This is a genomic window from Fluviicola taffensis DSM 16823 (assembly GCF_943372375.1).
Lineage (GTDB): Bacteria > Bacteroidota > Bacteroidia > Flavobacteriales_D > Crocinitomicaceae > Fluviicola > Fluviicola taffensis_A.
Genome location: NZ_CALRYJ010000019.1, coordinates 16599 through 38862, shown reverse-complemented (window position 1 = coordinate 38862; position 22264 = coordinate 16599). Strand labels below are relative to the sequence as shown.

The following is a 22264-nucleotide window of genomic DNA, read 5'->3' as shown; positions in this document are numbered from 1 at the left end:
TAATAAGTTCGTAGCTAAAACAACTTGGGAGTTCCGGAGCTCCTTCGTTATTTGATTTTACCAATATTCCGTAATTCAAACTAAAGCGTAAAAAGAGTTATATATTTTTGTAAAGAGTATAGTTAGTCTCGGAAACGTTCCCATTTAATCAGCATGAATTTATCGCCCAATTCGGTGATGATCATGCCTGCTCCAGTCAGGAACTCCTTGTTATTGAGTTGTTCAACCAGTTCCTGGTGAGTAATGATTCGGTAGGTCGGGTGATACATCCCGTCATTTAACCGCTTGATTTTGTAGTGCCTTACCCAATTGGAAACAGTGACATGGGAGACGCCGATGATGCGTTCGATTTCCCGGTAACTCAATCCTTCCAAATACAATTGAAGTGCTTTGGTGATGTAGTAATCATCAATCTTCTTCCCGATCTTATCGACTGTAAAGTTGTAAGAGCATTGCTTGCAGGTGTAGCGCTGACGATTATTCACAATACCGCTCTTGATGATTTTGGGGCTTCTACACTTCGGACAGCTTTCAATTTTCATCGATACTATTTTATTTTTGCATAAATATAGTATTTTAGCGATATGTTGTCAAATAATTGAAATAAAAAAGACCTAATGAAAAGAAAATGAGTGCTTTCATAGCCTTGTGAAGCTATTGCTCTTGTAAAAAATGCATGAATTCCTGCATTCTACGCTGGGCAATTGGAATTTCTTTTCCGGTTATCATACGTAAAATACCTGTTCTACTTTTGATCAATAGCTGCATATGTTTCACATTTACAACGTAGCTATGATGTGATCGTTTGAATTGTTCTTTTGGTAAGATCTTTTCGTAGTATCCTAAATTTTTCGAGGATAAGATACGTTCATGTTTTGTAATCACATTTGTATAGGCTCCATCTGATTCAAAGTAGATAATATCGTCGTACTTAATTGAGTTGTAACTTCCTTTGTAAGGAATTAAAAGGGTATTTGAAACACTTGATTTGTTGATTTTCGAGAGTACCAAAGACACTCCTTTTTTAAAGGTTTCATCTCTTATTGGTTTCAATAAATAATAAGAGGCGGAAGCGTTCAAGGCGTCAATGGCATATCGGTCGAACGCGGTAACAAAAATTGCCTCAAAAGTTTTGTTCTCTATACTTGAGAGCACATCGATTCCTGTGCCACCCTTAATCTGGACATCCAGAAAAACCAAATCAATAGACGGGTTCGCATTGATAAATTGAATTGCTTCGACTTTGTTGTCTATAATTGCTAAGACCTCACATTCCGGAAAATGGGTCTTTAGTTTATTCAAAAGGATTTGTTGACCGGCAATTTCATCTTCAACAATAACGCAATTAATCATTCAAAGGTATTTTTAGAGTTACAACTGTGCCTGTTTGATTTGTCTGATCTAAATCTTCAACAACCAGACTGATCAACTTATCGTATTTCAGATGCATGATATTTATTTTTTCTTTAACTAATCCAAGTCCCATTGAAGTATGGTTTTTTCGATATTCATTCATTTTTTCAGATGCTTTTCTGCCAATTCCATTATCTGAAATTTGGATTTGAATAAAATTGGAAACGATTTTTGCTTCAATGGTGATTGTGCATGGTTGATTGCTATGACCCACTCCATGTTTTACAGCATTTTCTACAATGGGTTGAAGCAGCAGGGTAGGGATCTGTTTGTCTTTTAATTGTTCATCAATGAGAAAAGTGTAGGTGAATTCCCCGTTTTTTCTTCGTTTTTCGATGGCAAGATAAAGTTCCAGAATGGCAAACTCTTCCTGCAGCGAGATGAATGTTTGATCACTGCTTTGTAAAAATTGACGAAGAAGTAATGAAAAATCCTGAAGTAAATCTTCTGCTTCCCGAACCTGATTGCTGTTCAATAAGTATATGATATTGTTTAATGAGTTAAAAATGAAATGTGGATTCATTTTCGATTGGATTGCTTTCAGTTTTAGTTCCAGAAAAGTATTTGAAATCCGGTGTTCTTTTCGTTCCCTTACCCGTAATTGGTAAATTCTCAAACGTATGATATAGATTCCTACAAATAGGATGAATAGGATACAGATGCAAAGAAACCACCATGTTTCATAGAAGTAAGGCTTGATTCTAAAATTATAGGATTGAATTTTTGGAAAAGCATCGTTGTATGCATCAACCCCTCTGATTTGAAAGTTATAATCGCCTGGCGGAAGCATCGAAAAACGAATATTGCCATTTTTTTGAATGTTTGACCATTTGTTTGGTAAGCCGGGGCCTAAAAGTTTGTATTGATAGTGAATGTTGTATTTCGAAATGTAATTGGAACAATAGAAATTGAATTCAACGGAATGTGTGTTTCGACTAAAAGTGGCATCGTTTTGATTGATGATTGTATCATTTACAAGGACACTTTTTATTTTGGGTGTTAACTTTCTGAATAGGTAATCATCCGGACTAGTCACTAAAACACCTTCAATTGTTGGAAGATAAAGGTGATCCATTTTTGTCATCAGGAAGTTATTCTGAAAACCACCGTTGAATTCTGTGTTTTTAATACCGTTCTCATTGCCATAATAGAAAGGAATCAAATAGTCGATTTTTCCATTGTAATAATCATTCAGTTTTTTTTCAGATACAACATACAATCCATTATTTGAGGTCATATAAATAGATCCCTTGCTGTCCTTCGCTAAAGTGAATAAATCGTTATTTAATTTGCAATTACTTTTTTGATTGATGCTTGTGAGCTGATTGTTTGAGAAGCAATAAAGTCCACCGTCATAAGTGCCAATCCATAATTTTTTTTCTTCGTCCTCATAAAATGAACGTACTTCTTTGCAATTCAAGCCTTCTTTTTTACCAATCTTTTTAATCAACTGGTGCTGCTTGTTTATAATATAAACCCCTTCAGAACCACCGATGCAGATATGTCCGTTGCGTCTTTCATAAAATGTGATGATGCGCCCGGTAATCTTTAGGGGATGAAATGGTTTCAGTTGTTGAATTGTCTTTCCGCTCGATACTCCGGAGTAGGTACCTATCCAAATGGTTCCTCGGAGATCTTTGTAGATGGCGTGTACAATATTACTCTGGAGTTTTGGGTAGGTAATGTGTCCGGTTTTTTGCCTGTCTTTAACTAGGATGACTCCATTGCCCCATGTGCCTATAAATAAGGTGTTATCTATTTCGCTCATGGCTGAGAAACCGGATTTGTTCTCAAAGTATGTGGAACATCCTCCAAGTTCCAGTTGATATATTTTAGTATCTGAACTCGCAATCAGTATTCTGTTTTGATGATCTCTAATGATCGAACAAAGGGATGATTTTGCTAAATCAGTATTTTCAACTATGCTGGAGCAGTTCTTGATTTGCAATTTCAGAAGTCCTTTGTTCCCTGTTCCTACAAAAAGACACTGTTCTTTTTTGTCATAGTAAAGACTTTGAGTATAATTTGTCGGCAGGTAATCACTTTCTTCGTATCGCTCACTATAATAGGAGTTGCAGTAAATAAGTCCGGCAGTGGAACTTACAAAGAGTTCATCATTTGAAATAAATTCAACATCCGTAAGAATCCCTTTCTTTTCTACTCCTAAATCAACAGGTTGAATACGGTTTCCTTCTAAAGTGTAAAGTGTGTCCGACGAAAGAGCATATAGGGCGCCAGTAAATGGGTTTTTCTTAATCTTTAAAATGAATTCGTTACGGAGTAATGTCTTTATACCGGTATTCAAATTAAAATGATAGGTGTTTTTTTTGTTAGATAAATAGCAGTTGTTTTTATCGAGATATAAAGCGTATACGTTTTTTACTTTTGAATTGAATATCAATCTAGCGTGTTTACTTCCCAATTTCCTGCTGTAGAGACATCCGTTTTTGGTAATCCAGAATAGTGTTTCGTTCTTTAAATAAGCGCTGAAAATGTACTTTGCTTTTTTGAAAGCAGGTGTGATCTTATTATAATTTCCACCGTTTTCAGAGCCGTAAAGTGTTTTGTGAGTCTCGCTCCAATAAATGTTGCCATGAATATGTCTTTTGTGCTCTGAGTCGTTCGTGATCGGGTAAAATTCGTGACCGTTATATTCAACTATTCCATTTGCTGTAGAGATGATTAATTCACCATCTCTTTTTTGAATGATGTCTAAGATCTGATTTTGAGGCAACCCGTGTTTGGTTCCATAACAGGTAACGCTGAAAGGGATGAAGATAGATTGGCTCTTTTCAATGAAATTACCAAGTTGTTGACCCAGTAATTCATGGTGCAGGGCCAATAGTAAAATCATTCCGAAGAGTTTTCGAAGCTGCATTAGTAAAAGTTTCAATCACAAATGTAAGAGATTTTACGGTTTTCATTTTCCTAAAAAGTTAGTTTTCAAACGCTATACTCACTTATGAAGCATTCTACTCACTTATAAAATTGTTATCAAATTCTCCTTTTTAACATTCTACTTTTGTCTTGGATTTTTAAAACTACACAACTTAATCAGCTGGTTTTCAGTGGGTAATGGAATTGTGTTGGGTTAATTGATCCATATATCTTATAAGCGGATTAAACAATCGAATACTTATGAATAAATCATTTCTTTCATATCTAACCGTACTAATTTTATCACTATTTATTAAGTTGAGCGTCAATGCTCAGGTAAATATCTCCGGGATTGTCAATCAGTACACAGCTGTTACAGGCATTAGCCAGCCGGCATGCGCACCATGTGACGTAGCTTGTATTCACACCATCACGGTTACAGATGGTTCTCTGTTTCAACCAGGTGATAAAGCACTCATCATCCAAATGAAAGGTGCAACGATCAACACTGCTAATGCGACGGGTTCAGGTAATGTTACTGCAATCAATAATGCTGGAAACTATGAGTTTTTTGAGGTGGGAAGTGTTGTCGGGAATGTATTGACTCCTGCTTATCCTTTGATTAGAAACTACACCGTAACTGATAAAGTTCAGGTTGTACGTATCCCACAATTTGCAGACAATGTCAATATTACAGGAACACTAACAGCTCAAGATTGGGATGAAGTAGCAGGTACGGGTGGCGTTGTTGCAATTGAAGCTAAAAAAGTAACGTTTAATGCGGGGATTAATGTCCTTGGTCAAGGGTACAAAGGAATACAAATGTTAGTAAACGGAACACCGGATGATTGTTCCCCGGTTCCAACAGCCTTATTCAATGTTTCAAGTGGAATCAATTCAACATACACGAAAGGTGATGGAATTGTGATAGATGATGTGGCCTCGAATCGTGGGAGAGCGCCAAGAGCAAACGGTGGTGGTGCAGGAATTTCCGGTGACTCCGGTGGAGGAGGAGGTTCTAATTTTGGTGCCGGTGGAGAAGGTGGTAAACGCTGGTGTGATATTGATGGAGCGAATGCCGGTGGTGTCGGAGGTTTTTCCTTGAGTACATTTTTGGCTCAAAACAAAGTGTTTTTGGGAGGAGCCGGTGGTCCTGGTTTCGTAACAACAAACAACCCTTCGAATGCCGCTGATGGTGGTGGAATCGTCATCATTTTTGCAGATACCATTGTTGGAAATGGAAATACAATCAATGCAAGAGGGACTAGTCCGGTTGCAATCAACCCTGTTGGAGCTCCTGATGGAGGAGGTGGTGGTGGTGCCGGTGGTTCGGTAGTGCTAAAAACAGAAACGTATATCGGAACCTTAACTGTTGATGTAAGCGGTGGTGACGGACAAGATTTGAATACAACTACTCCTCATGGTCCAGGCGGTGGTGGAGGTGGTGGTGTACTTTTGTACTCATTGGCATCTTTACCAGCCGGATTGACCTTGACTAATACAGGTGGAATTGGTGGTCAGCACCTAGCTGGTGCATCATCCGTAAGAAATGGTTCTCAAGACGGAAATATCGGAGGATCAATTTCTCTTTATGTTCCTATCCAAAATCCAAATTATCAAGGGAATGTTGATAATGATGTAATACCTGTTTCATGTGATATTGATGATGACAATGATGGGGTTCCGGATGTGGTTGAGGCATATAATGGTGATCACGATACTGATGGAATAATGGATTACATGGATCCGGATTTCTGCGGAGCAACTTTTCAAGGTGTGAATGGATGGGATTGCGCTACTATGGGGTTGCCTGATCCTAGTGGAGATATGGATGGTGACCTTATTCCTAATTATATGGATGCAAACTTCCCAACTTGCGGAGGTTTGATAAGCGGAGGTATTTGTGCAAGTTTTGATGCCGATGGAGATGGAAATCCTGTTCATTTGGATTTGGATAGCGATAATGATGGGATTCCGGATTTGATTGAAGCGGGAGGTGTAGATACGAATGGAGATGGGCAAGTAGATTCTGCCGCTGATACGGATGGTGATGGTTTGGCAAATTTATATGATAATAATGATACAGATGGTCCTACAGGCTCAGCACCATGTACTCCTTCTCCCAACTGTTTGTTAACTACGTCTACATCGCTGTTGTTAGATACAGATGCAAACGGGACAAATGATTTTGGAGCTGATTTTGACAACGATGGATTGCCGAATTTTGTTGATTTGGATAGTGATAATGACGGGATTACAGATGTAATTGAAGCGAACGGACTTGATGCGAATAATGATGGAATTGCGGATGCTTTTGTGGATATTGATAATGATGGTTACAACGATGTAGTTGATGGCGTATTTGAAAATTGTACGACTACGGGTAGTTATATTTATTCACCGTCTTCGATAGCCTATGCAACGTCAAATGGTCCGGGAGATGTTAGTGTTACCAACCCTGTGAATGCATTAGGAGAGCCATTGGCAGCTGATTTTGCACTGCTAAATTCAACCGGTGATATAGCAACCTTACAAATCGCAAACACAGTTAATGCTGGTGGAACAATTCGTCTGTATATTTCAAATCCAAGTGGAAACACAGCGAATACGAATCTTTCATTTTCTTCTAATGGGACCACCTTTACCAATGTAACAGCATCGAACATTCCTGCTGCCAATACAGCGATGACAGTTTATGCAATTGTTGTACCTATTAATACCGTTGCGATTCGTGTTACAAGAACAGATAATGATGATATAAACTTACATGGACTTGATTATACCGTTCCAGCTTCGGTTTTAAATACGCTTAATACAACTTGTGTTACAAATAATGGAACTCCTTTAATTACAACCGGTGCTGATTCTGATGCAGATGGTAATCCAAATTCGTATGTTTCAGGAAACAACGACTCCGATTTACAATGCAACTTTATTGATATTGATTCCGATAATGATGGAATTGTTGATAATAGTGAAGCGCAAGCTACAACCACATACATTGCGCCATCTGGTTCTGATTCCGATAATGATGGAATTGATAATGCATACGATGCAAATAATGGTGGGACTGCTATTATTCCTGTAAATACAGATGGTGTCGATAATGTAGATTATCTGGATTTGAATTCTGATAATGATGCATTGTCTGATGCAATTGAAGGATGGGATACGGATGGAAATGGAGTAGCGAATACCTTGCCAACAGGTTTGGATTCGGATAATGATGGTTTGGATGATGCGTATGATGTGAATGATGCATTAGTTAATCCAACGAATGGCACTACACCGTCATCCTATCCAAATGTGATCATTTCAGGAACACCTGAAAGAGATTGGAGAGAATTAAATCCTCCAACAGTAACTTTAACTGGAACAACAACGATTGCAGAAAATGCAGCGGGAGTTGCAACCTTGACAGCAACATTATCCGTTGCAACAACAACTGCCACAACAATTACAATCGGATACACCGGAACCGCAACTAACGGAACGGATTATACACCAAGTTCGGTGACTATCACCATTCCTGCCGGTGCAACAACCGGAACAGTAACTATCGACCCAACGGATGATGTCATCTTTGAAGGTTCTGAAACCGTAATTGCAGACATTACCAACGTAACAGGCGGAAATGGTGCTACAGAAAGTGGAACTCAAACTGCAACAGTTACGATTACAGATAATGAAGTTGCTCCAACAGTGACTTTAACAGGAACAACAACGATTGCAGAAAATGCTGCGGGTGTTGCTACTTTGACAGCAACCTTGTCAGTAGCAACAACAACTGCCACAACAATTACAATCGGATACACCGGAACCGCAACTAACGGGACGGATTACGCACCAAGTTCGGTGACGATCACCATTCCTGCCGGTTCAACAACCGGAATAGTAACTATCGATCCAACGGATGATGCATTGTTTGAAGGTTCTGAAACCGTAATTGCAGACATTACCAACGTAACAGGCGGAAATGGTGCAACAGAAAGTGGAACTCAAACCGCAACAGTTACGATTACAGATAACGAAGTTGCTCCAACAGTAACTTTAACCGGAACAACAACGATTGCAGAAAATGCAGCGGGCGTTGCAACCTTGACAGCGACATTGTCAGTAGCAACAACAACTGCCACAACAATTACAATTGGATACACCGGAACCGCAACTAACGGAACGGATTACGCGCCAAGTTCGGTGACGATCACTATTCCTGCCGGTTCAACAACAGGAACAGTTACTATCGATCCAACGGATGATGTCATCTTCGAAGGTTCTGAAACCGTAATAGCAGACATTACCAACGTAACAGGTGGAAATGGCGCAACAGAAAGTGGAACGCAAACCGCAACAGTTACGATTACAGATAATGAAGTTGCTCCAACAGTAACTTTAACCGGAACAACATCGATTGCAGAAAATGCTGCGGGCGTTGCAACCTTGACAGCGACATTGTCAGTAGCAACAACAACTGCCACAACAATTACAATCGGATACACCGGAACCGCAACTAACGGAACGGATTACGCGCCAAGTTCGGTGACTATCACGATTCCTGCCGGTTCAACAACAGGAACAGTAACTATCGACCCGACAGACGATGCCTTGTTCGAAGGTTCTGAAACAGTGATTGCAGACATTACCAACGTAACAGGCGGAAATGGCGCAACAGAAAGTGGAACCCAAACTGCAACAGTTACGATTACAGATAACGAAGTTGCTCCAACAGTAACTTTAACCGGAACAACAACGATTGCAGAAAATGCTGCGGGTGTTGCTACTTTGACAGCAACATTATCCGTTGCAACAACAACCGCAACAACAATTACGATTGGATACACCGGAACCGCAACTAACGGAACGGATTACACGCCAAGTTCGGTGACTATCACAATCTCTGCCGGTTCAACAACCGGAACAGTAACTATCGACCCGACAGATGATGCCTTGTTCGAAGGTTCTGAAACAGTGATTGCAGACATTACCAGCGTAACAGGCGGAAATGGTGCTACAGAAAGTGGAACTCAAACCGCAACCGTTACGATTACAGATAACGAAGTCGCTCCAACAGTAACTTTAACTGGCACAACAACGATTGCAGAAAATGCAGCGGGCGTTGCAACCTTGACAGCAACATTATCCGTTGCAACAACAACCGCAACAACAATTACGATTGGATACACCGGAACCGCAACTAACGGAACGGATTACACGCCAAGTTCGGTGACGATTACCATTCCTGCCGGTTCAACAACAGGAACAGTAACTATCGACCCAACGGATGATGCCTTGTTCGAAGGTTCTGAAACCGTGATTGCAGACATTACCAACGTAACAGGAGGAAATGGCGCAACAGAAAGTGGAACTCAAACTGCAACCGTTACGATTACAGATAACGAAGTTGCTCCAACAGTAACTTTAACAGGCACAACATCGATTGCAGAAAATGCAGCGGGTGTTGCAACCTTGACAGCAACATTATCCGTTGCAACAACAACCGCAACAACAATTACAATCGGATACACCGGAACCGCAACTAACGGAACGGATTACGCACCAAGTTCGGTGACTATCACCATTCCTGCCGGTTCAACAACCGGAACAGTAACTATCGACCCAACAGATGATGTAACTTCTGAAACTTCAGAGACAGTTATTGCGGATATTACCAACGTAACAGGTGGAAATGGTGCTACAGAAAGTGGAACCCAAACAGCTATAGTAACTATTACAGATGATGACACACCAACTGTTTCTTTATCAGGAACAACTACAGTAGCAGAGGATGGTTTAGCAAATGCAACTTTAACATTGACATTGTCTGTAGCTTCTACTCAAAATGTGGATGTGACACTAGGTTATACAGGTACAGCGACAAATGGAACGGACTATGCTACAGGGACTATTACTGTTACCATCCCTGCAGGTTCAACATCAGTTACTTTTGACATTGATCCAACATCTGATTTAATTTCTGAAGGCAATGAAACAGTAGTTATTGATATTACCAACGTAACAGGCGGTAACGGTACGACTGAAAATGGTACCCAGACAGCTACTGTAACAATAATTGATAATGATGCGCCGACAGTAACATTAACCGGAACAACAACGATTGCAGAAAATGCAGCAGGTGTCGCTACATTAACAGCAACTTTGTCTAATGTTGCTACAACCGCAACAACAATTACAATCGGATACACCGGAACAGCAACTAATGGTACAGATTATACCCCAAGTTCTGTGACGATCACGATTCCTGCTGGTTCAACTACAGGAACAGTAACTATCGATCCTATCGATGATATCTCTATTGAAGGAAACGAAACGGTGATTGCTGATATCACGAATGTAACAGGCGGTAACGGAGCAACAGAAAGCGGAACACAAACTGCAACAGTTACTATTCTTGAGGATGATGCAGCTCCAACTGCTAATGATGATATTGTTGCTACTCCTTTAACTGAGGATGGAGCGAATGGGATTGTTTCTATTTTAATAAATGATACCGATCCAAATGGTAACCCTTCAGCACCTACAAATGGAGGTGGTCAATTTGTCATTGATATGGATCCCGTTACTGCCGGTGTTCAAACGTCAATTATTACAACAGATGGTACCTGGACTTACAATCCGGTAACAGGGGATGTAACATTCGATCCTGCAACTAACTTTAACGGAACAGCAACTGTAACTTATCAATTGTGTGATCCAAGTAATGCTTGTGACAATGCGATTATCAGTTTTGTTGTTTCTCCAGTCAACGATGCGCCAATTGTAGATGACGAAAACATCACCACACCGGAAGAAACTCCAGTTTCAGGAGACGTAACCGATGCTGGTGATTCAGATCCTGATGGAACACCATTGACGGTAAATACGACACCGGTTGATGGACCAAACAACGGAACAATCGTTGTGAATACAAACGGAACCTACACTTATACACCAAACGTTAACTTCAACGGAACAGATACGGTTGTGGTAAGTGTATGTGATGCAGGTACACCTTTACCGGCAATCTGTGTAAACGATACAATTTTCATCACGGTAACGCCAATCAACGATGCGCCAACTGTAGATAATGAAAATATCACCACACCGGAAGAAACTCCGGTTTCAGGAGACGTAACCGATGCCGGTGATTCAGATCCTGATGGAACACCATTAACGGTGAATACAACACCTGTTGATGGACCAAATAACGGAACGATCGTAGTGAATACAAACGGAACTTATACCTATACGCCAAACACGAACTTCACAGGAACAGATACGGTTGTAGTAAGTGTATGTGATGCAGGTACACCATTACCGGCAATCTGTGTAAATGATACAATTTTCATCACGGTAACGCCAATCAACGATGCGCCAATTGTAGATAATGAAAATATCACCACACCGGAAGAAACTCCAGTTTCAGGAGACGTAACGGATGCAGGCGATTCAGATCCTGATGGTACACCATTGACGGTGAATACGACACCGGTTGATGGACCAAACAACGGAACGATCGTAGTGAATACAAACGGAACATACACTTATACACCAAACGTTAACTTCAACGGAACAGATACAGTGGTGGTAAGTGTTTGTGATGCAGGTACGCCATTACCGGCAATCTGTGTGAACGATACGATCTTCATTACGATAACGCCAATCAACGATGCGCCAATCGTAGATAATGAATTCCATACAACGAATATAAATACTCCGGTGAATGGAGATTTGACAAATGCAGGTGATTCAGATCCTGATGGAACACCATTGACTGTGAATACAACACCGGTTGATGGACCAAACAACGGAACGATCGTTGTGAATACAGACGGAACCTACACTTATACACCAACTGTTAACTTCAACGGAACAGATACTGTTGTGGTAAGTGTTTGTGATACAGGTTTGCCTTTACCGGCAATTTGTGTCAATGACACCATTTTCATTACGGTGTTAGCATGTCCTAGTCCATTTGATACGGACAGTGATGGATTGACAGATTGTGAAGAGACAACAGGAATCAATGATCCTGGAACTCCGGCAACACCATCCGGAACTTCAAATCCAAACGATCCATGTTCTCCAATCGGATTGATTACGACCGATACCGATGGAGATGGATTGACAGATTGTGAAGAGACAACAGGAATCAATGACCCTGGAACTCCAACAACACCAACCGGAACATCGAATCCGAATGATCCGTGTTCACCGATAGGATTGATTACGACCGATACCGATGGTGACGGTTTAACAGACTGTGAGGAAACAACCGGAGTGAATGATCCGGGAACACCTGCAACACCAACCGGAACATCGAATCCAACCGATCCATGTTCACCTATTGGATTGATAACAACAGATACAGATAATGACGGATTAACAGATTGTGAGGAGACAACCGGAGTGAATGATCCGGGAACACCTGCAACACCAACAGGAACTTCAAATCCAACCGATCCATGTTCACCTATTGGATTGATTACGACCGATACGGATGGTGATGGATTGACAGACTGTGAGGAGACAACAGGAATTAATGATCCTGGAACTCCAGCAACACCAGCGGGAACAACTGATCCAGCTGATGCTTGTGACCCGATTGGATTGATAACAGTTGATACAGATAATGATGGATTGACAGATTGTGAGGAAACAACGGGAGTAAATGATCCGGGAACTCCAGCAACACCAACAGGAACTTCAAATCCAAACGATCCATGTTCACCAATTGGATTGATTACAACTGATACGGATAATGATGGATTAACAGATTGTGAAGAGACAACGGGAGTAAATGATCCGGGAACACCTGCAACTCCAACAGGAACATCGAATCCAAACGACCCATGTTCACCGATTGGATTGATCACAACCGATACGGATAATGATGGATTGACAGATTGTGAGGAAACAACGGGAGTTGATGATCCATCAACGCCAACAACACCAACAGGAACATCGAATCCGAATGATCCATGTTCACCAATCGGATTGATTACAACAGATACCGATGGTGATGGATTGACAGACTGTGAGGAGACAACAGGTATTGATGATCCTGGTACTCCTATAGTTCCAACTGGAACTTCAGACCCAACAGATCCTTGTGACCCAAATCCAACAGTAGATACTGACGGGGATGGATTGACAAATTGCGAAGAGGGTTCAGGTGTAGATGATCCAGGTACACCAGCGGTACCAACAGGAACATCGAATCCGAATGATCCATGTTCACCGATTGGTTTGATCACAACGGATACGGATAATGATGGTTTAACAGACTGTGAGGAGACAACCGGAGTGAATGATCCGGGAACACCAGGAACACCAACCGGAACATCGAATCCGAACGATCCATGTTCACCGATTGGATTGATCACAACCGATACGGACGGTGACGGTTTAACAGATTGTGAGGAAACAACCGGAGTGAATGACCCGGGAACACCAGCAACACCAACAGGAACATCGAATCCAACCGATCCGTGTTCACCGATTGGATTGATCACAACCGATACGGACGGTGACGGTTTAACAGACTGTGAGGAAACAACCGGAGTAAATGATCCGGGAACTCCTGCAACACCAAACGGAACATCGAATCCGAATGATCCGTGTTCACCGATTGGATTGATCACAACCGATACGGACGGTGATGGTTTAACAGACTGTGAGGAGACAACCGGAGTGAATGATCCGGGAACACCTGTGACTCCAACCGGAACATCGAATCCAAATGATCCATGTGATCCGATTGGAATTGACGATACGGATACAGACGGTGATGGCTTAACGGATTGTGAAGAAGAAACAGGAGTGGATGATCCATCTACACCGGCAGTACCGACAGGAACATCAGATCCGAAAGATCCTTGTAGTCCAAGACCATGTCTGATTGATATACCGGAGGCATTTACGCCTGATGGAGATGGAACAAATGATGCATTTGTGATTACAGGAATTGAGTTATTCCCGAACAATACCATCACCATTTTCAATAGATGGGGGAATCAGGTATTCTTCACTGAGAAGTACGATAATACCTGGGAAGGTAAATCAACAAGTGAATTCAATATTGGTGGAGATGAATTACCAACAGGTACATACTTCTACATCTTCGATACCAGAACAACGGAATATGGAGTGGTTAAAGGATATGTTTACTTAAAAAGGTAAGCGAAGCTTTCGATTTGCTTGGAGTGAAGGAACAAGCGTTAATACAGGTTAAAAAACACCGACGATGAGTGTCGGGATAAAAGAGAAGGAATGAAAAAGTTAGTAGCAATAGTTATGTGTTTTGTTTGGGTGAATAGTTTCGCCCAGCAAGACCCTCACTTTACGCAGTTTTTTGATAATACATTGTTTATTAATCCGGCTTATGCGGGAAGTAAGGATGTATTAAATATTACAACACTTCATCGTGAGCAATGGGTTGGGTTTGATGGTAGACCAATCTCCACTACCGTAAGTGTGCATTCCCCGTTGAGCTATAAATCAATAGGGGTTGGGATTACTTATGTGAACGATAATGTTGGTCCGGTGAAACAAAATTTGTTTTATGGTGATGTATCTTATTCCCTTCGATTTAAGAACAAATCAAAATTGGCATTCGGTATAAAAGGTGGTTTGAATTTGATAAATATTGGTTCAAACTCCTTGAATACCACTACTGCTGCTGACCCGAATCTGATCAATAATATTCGAAATCACGTGAATCCGAACTTTGGATTTGGGGTATATTATCATACACCACATTGGTTCATTGGGGCTAGTACGCCCAAATTATTGGAACAAAGTTATGATGGCTCCAAGACAAATATGGAAAAGAGACATTACTTCGGTCATGTTGGAGGTGTAATCACCTTGAATCCACATTGGAAATTGAGACCAATCGCTCAGGTGAAATTTACTCCGGGTGCTCCCATTAGTTTGGACGCATCAATAGCCGGAATCTACAACGAACGATTCTATATCGGTGCATTGTATCGCTTGGATGCAGCAATTGGCGCATTTGTTCAATTTCAGGTGAGTAAACAATTTAAACTTGGTTTTGCAACTGATTTTGGTACACAGGCGATTCGCAACTACAACTATGGGACGTTCGAAATCATGTTGTCTTATGACTTTGTATTTAAAAATTCAGGAGTACGTTCTCCACGTTACTTCTAATCTTATTCAACAATGAAACACATTCTTGTAACAATATCATTGCTATTTACTATTCAGTTTGCAAATGCTCAAGCTGGAAAATTAAAACGAGCAGATAATTACTATAAAACACTCGCATTTGCACTTGCAGCTGATCAGTATGAAGGATTGATCGGTTCTGAAGTCGATTCACCTGAAATGCAGTCAAAATTGGCTTACAGTTATTTCAGAACAGAGCGCTTTGACCTATCTGAAAAAACCTATGCGAAAGTGGTACAACAATCTTCCAATGCGGAGGATGTTTACCAGTACGCTCAAGTATTGAAAATCAACGGAAATTATACAGCTTCTGATGAATGGATGAATAAATTCATTGCAATGAAGCCCAATGATGTGCGCTCGCAATCATTCAATTCTCAAAAGAATTACAAGGAACAGATTGCCGCTGCAGCTCCGGATTTCAGTATTCAAAATTGGAAAAACAATTCGGAGTACACGGATTTTGGAACTTATCCATCATTGGATGCAAACAAATTGTATTTTCTATCCTCCCGCTCCGAGCGTTCCTTCGTTCATAATAATTGGACCTGGAACAATGACCGATTCTTAGAATTACATGTTGCGACCACCGATTCTACGAATGAAGTGGTGAATCAGGACGTTTTGTCGAAGCGAGTAAATAGCCGTTTTCACGAAGGACCAATCTGTTTTCATCCAAATGGAAAATGGGTGATTTATACACGCAATAACATCAAGAAAGGAAACAAACGGAAAGATAATCAAGGAATCCAAAACTTGAAACTCTACATAGCAGACGTAAGCAACGGGAAATGGTTAAATGAAAGAGAGTTTATATACAATTCACGTGATTACTCTGTTGGACATCCAAGTTTCACACCTGATGGGAAATGGATGTATTTATCATCTGACAAACCGGGAGGATTTGGAGGTGCAGACATCTATCAAGTTGCAGTGAAGGAAGATGGGACCTTTGGAGAGCTCATCAACTTAGGAAAAGAAATCAATACAGAAGGACAGGAAATGTTTCCTTGGGTGAGTCAGGAAGGTCATTTGTTTTTTAGTTCTGACGGTCTTGTGGGGCTAGGAGGGTTGGACATCTTCGTTTGGTTGAATGATAACAACAATTTTACAGAAGTCTTAAACTGTGGAACGACTATCAATTCAAGTTACGACGATTTCGCATTGACCACTTTTAACAATGGGAAAGAAGGGTACTTCTCTTCCAATCGTTCCGGTGGAAAAGGAGGAGATGACATTTATCATTACCAACAATTGACACCGTTTAGTCTTGGATTGATGGTGAAAGGTTATACGAAAGATAAAAACGGTTCGGCTATTCTTGCCCAAACAACAGTTTATTTGTTTGATTCAGCGTCCAAAAAAATGGATTCAGTTGTTTCCAACAATCAGGGGTATTATGAGTTTCACTTAGTTCGTGATGCAAATTACCAGTTATTGGCTGAAAAACCAGATTATTTTGATGGGAAAGCATCCGTTACAACCAAGGCATTACCTGTGTCAACTCGTGTAATTGATCAAGATCTGGTTTTGGAAAAAGATCCTGGATTTGCCTTGTTGACGATTGTCAAAGATGGACAAACTTCCGAAGTATTGGATAGCGTTCAGGTAGAGATCAAAGACCTGAAAACAGGAAATAAAGTGATTTATGATTTGACCAATGAGAATGGTGAGGTTTTCAAATCGCTTGCAACTAATAAAATGGGAGATGTATTGGATTATTCCATCAAACTATCTCGACCGGGTTATTTGACCAAAGAATTGGTGTATACGACAAAATTAACCAAGCCAGGTGTTGTAGAATTGAATAAGGCGTTGGATATGACGATGGACAAATTAACTGTTGGTATTGATTTGGCAACGATTATTGATATCAAACCAATTTATTTTGATTATGCCAAATACGCTATCCGGAAAGATGCTTCTATCGAGTTGGATAAGATTGTAAAAGTCATGAAAGAATATCCGACCATGGAAATTGAGTTGGGTTCACATACAGATTGTCGTGGTTCAATTGCGTCAAATGAAAAATTGTCAGATAATCGTGCGAAAGCTTCGGCTGCTTACATTAGAGCACGTATTCCAAATCCGGATCGTATTTACGGGAAAGGTTATGGTGAAGCGAAATTGAAAAATGGATGTGGTTGTGAAGGTCCTGTTAAATCTACATGTTCGGAGGCCGAGCATCAGGAAAACAGACGCACGGAATTCATTATTATGAAAATGTAATACAAGTTAGGTCTTGAAATAAAAGAGGGATGACATCTGTTCATCCCTCTTTTCGTTTTTATAGCCTTATCCTCTTCTTCTTTCCAATAAGATCATCATCATCAAGGAAAGTACGATGCACTCATCTTCCGCAGCATTGTGTGTCGGACCGATTTTTTCAAGGGAGAATTTTCTTCCGAACATCGATGCGTTTTTCTTTAGGCGCATCACCTTAGATCCGTCCGGTCTTCCGACAATGTATTTCGGATTGAACACATATCCGGTAAACATTCCCAAAACCGGAATTTCACTGAATAAGGTGTCGAATACTTTCGTCCATGCATTTTCCTCCATGATATGGAAAGCCAGGTGCTCGTTCTGGTCGAATACATCGTAACGCGCCTTCCAGATGGAAGCCCATCCTTTACGAGCAACACGACCTTTCTCCACACCATTTTTATCTGTGAAAACATAGGTTGCCGAGAAGTCGATCCACTTATTTGCTTTGATGGTGAACTCCAGGTTTGTTTTGCTTGTATCTGTGAAAACCTGAATTTCCTCAATAAACTTGAACATCTTTTGACGGACATAAGCCAAAGTTGCAGAACTTGCATCTTCGATCACAAAGTCATTTGACATGGTTCCGATCTTGAAGCTGAACTTCAACGGATAATTCAGGTTCCCAAGATCAACGTTCTTTTGAGCAAAAAAGCTCATGTTGTCTAATACTTCACTCATGTTTAGTTCTTTTTTAGTGCTTTTTCATAATTGGAGATCCAGTCTTCCGGACTCATCTTGCTTACTAATTTACCTATTAATTCGAAAGGAATCTGATCTGGCTTTTTAAATCGCACACAACTTTTCCCCATATCCAGTTTGGTTTTACTTACCTGCTGAAATTCATGGACGAACCAATCGAGTAATTCCTTATCAGCATACATTCCCATGTGATAGAATGCAATGAAGTTTTTCTGCGAAGCAAAACTCATAAATGGCAAAGGTAGTTTTGGGTCGCAATGATAACCTGCGGGATAAATTGAATGCGGAACGACGTAACCAATCATTCCATAGTTGATGCATTCTTTGAAGCCTGCAGGCAAATTATCCAAAATGGTTTTTCTAAGTTTAATTAACGCTTCTTTTCGCTCTTCCGGAGCGTTATTAATGATCTCATCTGGCGTAGAACCTGAAGTTTGCATGGGTTTTTTACTCCAAGTTAAAACTTTTGATGAAATGCATCACAAGATCAACGGGATTCCGTCAAGAAATACCATTGATTATTAGTTGTAGGTTTGGATATGCCTTTGCAATTTCCAGGTCATGCATGAACTCTTGTTCTACCACAATGGAATTGGAATTGGATGTTGATGCGGATCAGTTGTCCCGAACCAGGCTTACTTAGTCATGTTTACATAGACCACCGCCTTCGTTTCGAAGAATTCACCTGAAAAGATCTTTTGCAATGAGTGAATGTGATAGGATTGTTTCACCGGAGCCATTTCTTCTTTCAAATCGCCGCCTTTGAGGTATAAGATTCCGTTTGGGAGAGGATTCTTATTTTCTTTAAGAAACTTTCCTTTAGTCCAAGGCAGAAAAGCGGGCATTGCGGTTACGGCTCTACTCACGATGAAATCAAATTGCTCCTTGATTTCCTCTGCCCGTGCATGGGTACCACGAACGTTTTTCAGATCGAGAGCCTGTGCAACTTCGTTTACCACTTTGATTTTCTTTCCAATGGAATCTACCAAGTGAAATTGCACCTCGGGAAATAAAATTGCCAATGGGATTCCCGGGAAACCACCACCGGTACCAATATCCAAAACAGATGATCCGGGTGTAAATTCCATGATTTTTGCAATTCCTAAGGAATGAAGTACGTGGCGTTCGTAGAACTCCTCCGTATCCTTTCTGGAAATGACGTTGATTTGAGCATTCCAAAACAAATACAATTCCTGCAAGCGCTCGAATTGGGAGCGTTGTAAATCGGTAAGATTTGGAAAGTATTTGAGGATTAATTCCATATGTTGGTTTTTGGCCATCCCCCTTTATCCCCCTTCAAAGGGGGAGTTTAAACCACTTCCTCCCTTGAGGGAGGATTGAGGAGGGTGGCTTAATGGATTATTTCGAATTATCCTTCAATCAAGTTTCCTAATGCATTATCAAAAATCTCCTTTGCTTCAGAGATGAATCCGAAATGCTCGTCGTCAACCATCATTTTTCCTTTTGTAACGTGACCAAGAAGTGTATAGCTTACACCACTTCCCATCATGAACTCAATGAAGTCTTCTTCCGTTTCTTCTGAAACAGTAATAACTACACGGCTTTGAGCTTCTCCGAACAAGAAAGCATCTTCACGAACTTCGGAATCAGTAACGATATCGAAACCAAGTCCTCGGGGCATGGACATTTCAACCAATGAAACAAATAATCCACCATCTGCACAGTCGTGAGCGGCGTTGATCAATTCCTGACTGATCAAACCTTTAACAGCTTCTTGTAATGCATACTCTTTTTCCAAATCGAAATGTGGAGCCGGAGATGCCTCGATTTTGTGGTACTTAGCCAAGTATTCTGAAGAGGAGATATCATTTACGCAATCTCCAAGGATGAAGATCAGATCACCTTTTTGTTTGAAATCCAAAGTCATGATTTTTGACTTGTCTTCTACCACACCAATCATTCCGATTGTCGGAGTAGGGAAGACAGGAATCTCTTTTCCACCGATATTACTTTGGTTGTAGAAAGAAACGTTTCCACCTGTTACCGGCGTCTCAAACTTCAGGCATGCTCTTGACATTCCTTTGATCGCACCGACAAACTGCCAGTAAGATTCCGGGTTGTATGGGTTTCCAAAGTTCAAACAGTTGGTAATCGCACTTGGGATACCACCTGAAACAACGATGTTACGAGCTGCTTCGGAAACCGCAATTGCAGTTCCGATTTCAGGATCGGCATTCACATAGCGTGAATTACAATCCACTGTCATTGCCAATGCTTTCTCTGTTCCTTTCAAGTTTACAATTCCTGCATCCGTCGGACGGTTGGTAGTCATTGTTTTTGTTCCAACCATCGAGTCGTACTGTTCGTATACCCAACGTTTTGAAGCGATATTCGGCTGACCCAATAAGAAGAACCCGATTTCCTTTAAGTTTTCCGGTTGTTCTACAGAGTCTATATTGAATTTTTTGTATTCCTGGTAATATGCCGGTTCGGAATATTCGCGCTGGTATTGTGGTGCACCACCTCCCAGAACCAATGATTCAGCTGGAACATCTCCAACCAATTCACCATTCATGTAATAGCGGACACGACCGTCATCAGTCACTGTTCCAATTTCTTCAGCGTGTAAATCCCATTTGTCAAAAATGCGCTTCACCACTTCTTCTTTTCCTTTTTGAATCACCACCAACATGCGTTCTTGAGATTCTGAAAGAAGGATTTCATAAGGCAACATATTTTCCTGACGAGTAGGAACGCGATCCAAATGGATTTCCATTCCAACACCACCACCGGCACTCATTTCACATGTGGAACAAGTGATTCCTGCAGCTCCCATGTCTTGCATTCCGACAATTGCATCGGTATTTGACAATTCCATAGTAGCTTCCAAAAGCAATTTTTCCATGAACGGGTCACCAACTTGTACGGATGGTAAATCTTGTGCGGACTCTTCTGTAATGTCTTTTGAAGCGAATGCAGCACCTGCGATCCCATCTTTACCGGTAGAAGAACCTACGATGTAAACAGGGTTCCCTGGTCCTTTCGCTTTTGCGGAGATTACTTTTTTCGTATCGATAATTCCGGCAGAAAACGCATTTACAAGTGGATTCTGATTGTAAGATTTGTCGAAGAATACTTCACCACCAACGATTGGAATACCGAAGGCATTTCCGTAATCGCCAATTCCTTTGACAACACCTTTCACCAACCACTTCGTACGTGCTTCTTCGATGTCTCCGAAACGCAATGAGTTCAATTGTGCAACCGGGCGAGCTCCCATCGTGAAAATATCGCGGTTGATTCCTCCAACTCCTGTTGCAGCACCTTGATAAGGTTCCAATGCGGAAGGGTGATTGTGAGATTCGATCTTGAAAACACAACCGATACCATCACCTAAATCTACCAATCCAGCATTTTCTTCACCAGCTTTCACTAGCATGTGAGGACCGTCTTTTGGCAATTGTTTTAACCAGTAAATGGAGTTTTTATAAGAACAGTGCTCAGACCACATGACAGAATAAACTGCAGTTTCAGTGAAATTCGGCGTGCGACCCAAGATTCCTTTGATCATTTCAAATTCATCAGCTCGCAAACCTAATTCAACCGCTTGCTCAAGGGTAGCTTCTTGTTTGATGGAAGTACTCATTTTGTTATAACTTTGATGCAAAAGTAATCATTCCTGTCTAATTCCGAATGCGGAATTCCGAATTCCGAGTGCAGAATTGTGAATGATTAGATTTTTCAAAGATGACGAAGCATCCAGTCACCAGATTGTAAGAATATGAATGTTAAATCCTTCACAAAAGGTCGCTCTCTAACGCTTTATCCATGCTCTATCCTCTTAGTATCTATCCGA

General features: G+C 40.8%; 10 protein-coding genes. 3 read left to right on the top strand and 7 right to left on the bottom strand.

What is annotated here, in order from left to right:
- Nucleotides 1-122: 122 nt before the first annotated feature.
- The 3 genes from AAG807_RS18790 to AAG807_RS18780 form a co-directional block, all read right to left on the bottom strand.
- Nucleotides 123-542, bottom strand: a complete 420-nt coding sequence (locus tag AAG807_RS18790) for a helix-turn-helix domain-containing protein (RefSeq protein ID WP_341907408.1) — start codon at nt 540-542, stop codon at nt 123-125.
- A 112-nt stretch (nt 543-654) separates the two neighbouring features.
- On the bottom strand, nt 655-1353 hold the full coding sequence (locus AAG807_RS18785; RefSeq protein WP_341907405.1) for a LytTR family DNA-binding domain-containing protein: 699 nt from the start codon (nt 1351-1353) through the stop codon (nt 655-657).
- Complete coding sequence (locus AAG807_RS18780) at nt 1346-4267, bottom strand: histidine kinase (protein WP_341907402.1); 2922 nt, start codon at nt 4265-4267, stop codon at nt 1346-1348. The genes AAG807_RS18785 and AAG807_RS18780 overlap by 8 nt, the downstream gene beginning before the upstream one ends.
- Nucleotides 4268-4551: 284 nt before the next feature.
- Between AAG807_RS18780 and AAG807_RS18775 the strand changes: the two genes are divergently transcribed.
- The 3 genes from AAG807_RS18775 (at nt 4552) to AAG807_RS18765 (ending at nt 17709) form a co-directional block, all read left to right on the top strand.
- The gene (locus tag AAG807_RS18775; RefSeq protein ID WP_341907400.1) at nt 4552-14469 is read left to right on the top strand and encodes an Ig-like domain-containing protein; all 9918 of its coding nucleotides are present in this window, start codon (nt 4552-4554) and stop codon (nt 14467-14469) included.
- A gap of 90 nt (nt 14470-14559) precedes the next feature.
- Complete coding sequence (locus tag AAG807_RS18770) at nt 14560-15462, top strand: type IX secretion system membrane protein PorP/SprF (protein WP_341907397.1); 903 nt, start codon at nt 14560-14562, stop codon at nt 15460-15462.
- Between the two features lie 12 nt (nt 15463-15474).
- On the top strand, nt 15475-17709 hold the full coding sequence (locus tag AAG807_RS18765; protein ID WP_341907395.1) for an OmpA family protein: 2235 nt from the start codon (nt 15475-15477) through the stop codon (nt 17707-17709).
- A 66-nt stretch (nt 17710-17775) separates the two neighbouring features.
- Here the strand turns inward: AAG807_RS18765 and AAG807_RS18760 are convergent, their stop codons facing one another.
- The 4 genes from AAG807_RS18760 to purL form a co-directional block, all read right to left on the bottom strand.
- Nucleotides 17776-18426, bottom strand: coding sequence for a hypothetical protein (locus AAG807_RS18760; protein WP_341907392.1), 651 nt, complete (start codon nt 18424-18426; stop codon nt 17776-17778).
- 2 nt (nt 18427-18428) lie between these two features.
- Nucleotides 18429-18887 (bottom strand): DUF1801 domain-containing protein, encoded by a 459-nt coding sequence (locus tag AAG807_RS18755; RefSeq protein ID WP_341907390.1) that lies wholly within the window; start codon nt 18885-18887, stop codon nt 18429-18431.
- A 195-nt stretch (nt 18888-19082) separates the two neighbouring features.
- A complete protein-coding gene (rsmG, locus tag AAG807_RS18750) occupies nt 19083-19709 on the bottom strand; it encodes a 16S rRNA (guanine(527)-N(7))-methyltransferase RsmG (protein WP_341907387.1) in 627 nt (208 codons plus the stop codon).
- 107 nt (nt 19710-19816) lie between these two features.
- On the bottom strand, nt 19817-22054 hold the full coding sequence (gene purL / locus AAG807_RS18745) for a phosphoribosylformylglycinamidine synthase subunit PurL (RefSeq protein WP_341907385.1): 2238 nt from the start codon (nt 22052-22054) through the stop codon (nt 19817-19819).
- Between the last annotated feature and the right edge of the window lie 210 nt (nt 22055-22264).

Excerpts from the sequence above, each read along its gene's own strand:
- AAG807_RS18790 (WP_341907408.1), bottom strand. The coding sequence starts at position 542 with ATGAAAATTGAAAGCTGTCCGAAGTGTAGAAGCCCCAAAATCATCAAG.
- AAG807_RS18780 (WP_341907402.1), bottom strand. The coding sequence starts at position 4,267 with ATGATTTTACTATTGGCCCTGCACCATGAATTACTGGGTCAACAACTT.
- AAG807_RS18770 (WP_341907397.1), top strand. The coding sequence starts at position 14,560 with ATGAAAAAGTTAGTAGCAATAGTTATGTGTTTTGTTTGGGTGAATAGT.
- rsmG (WP_341907387.1), bottom strand. The coding sequence starts at position 19,709 with ATGGAATTAATCCTCAAATACTTTCCAAATCTTACCGATTTACAACGC.
- AAG807_RS18755 (WP_341907390.1), bottom strand. The coding sequence starts at position 18,887 with ATGCAAACTTCAGGTTCTACGCCAGATGAGATCATTAATAACGCTCCG.
- AAG807_RS18760 (WP_341907392.1), bottom strand. The coding sequence starts at position 18,426 with ATGAGTGAAGTATTAGACAACATGAGCTTTTTTGCTCAAAAGAACGTT.
- AAG807_RS18785 (WP_341907405.1), bottom strand. The coding sequence starts at position 1,353 with ATGATTAATTGCGTTATTGTTGAAGATGAAATTGCCGGTCAACAAATC.
- AAG807_RS18775 (WP_341907400.1), top strand. The coding sequence starts at position 4,552 with ATGAATAAATCATTTCTTTCATATCTAACCGTACTAATTTTATCACTA.
- AAG807_RS18765 (WP_341907395.1), top strand. The coding sequence starts at position 15,475 with ATGAAACACATTCTTGTAACAATATCATTGCTATTTACTATTCAGTTT.
- purL (WP_341907385.1), bottom strand. The coding sequence starts at position 22,054 with ATGAGTACTTCCATCAAACAAGAAGCTACCCTTGAGCAAGCGGTTGAA.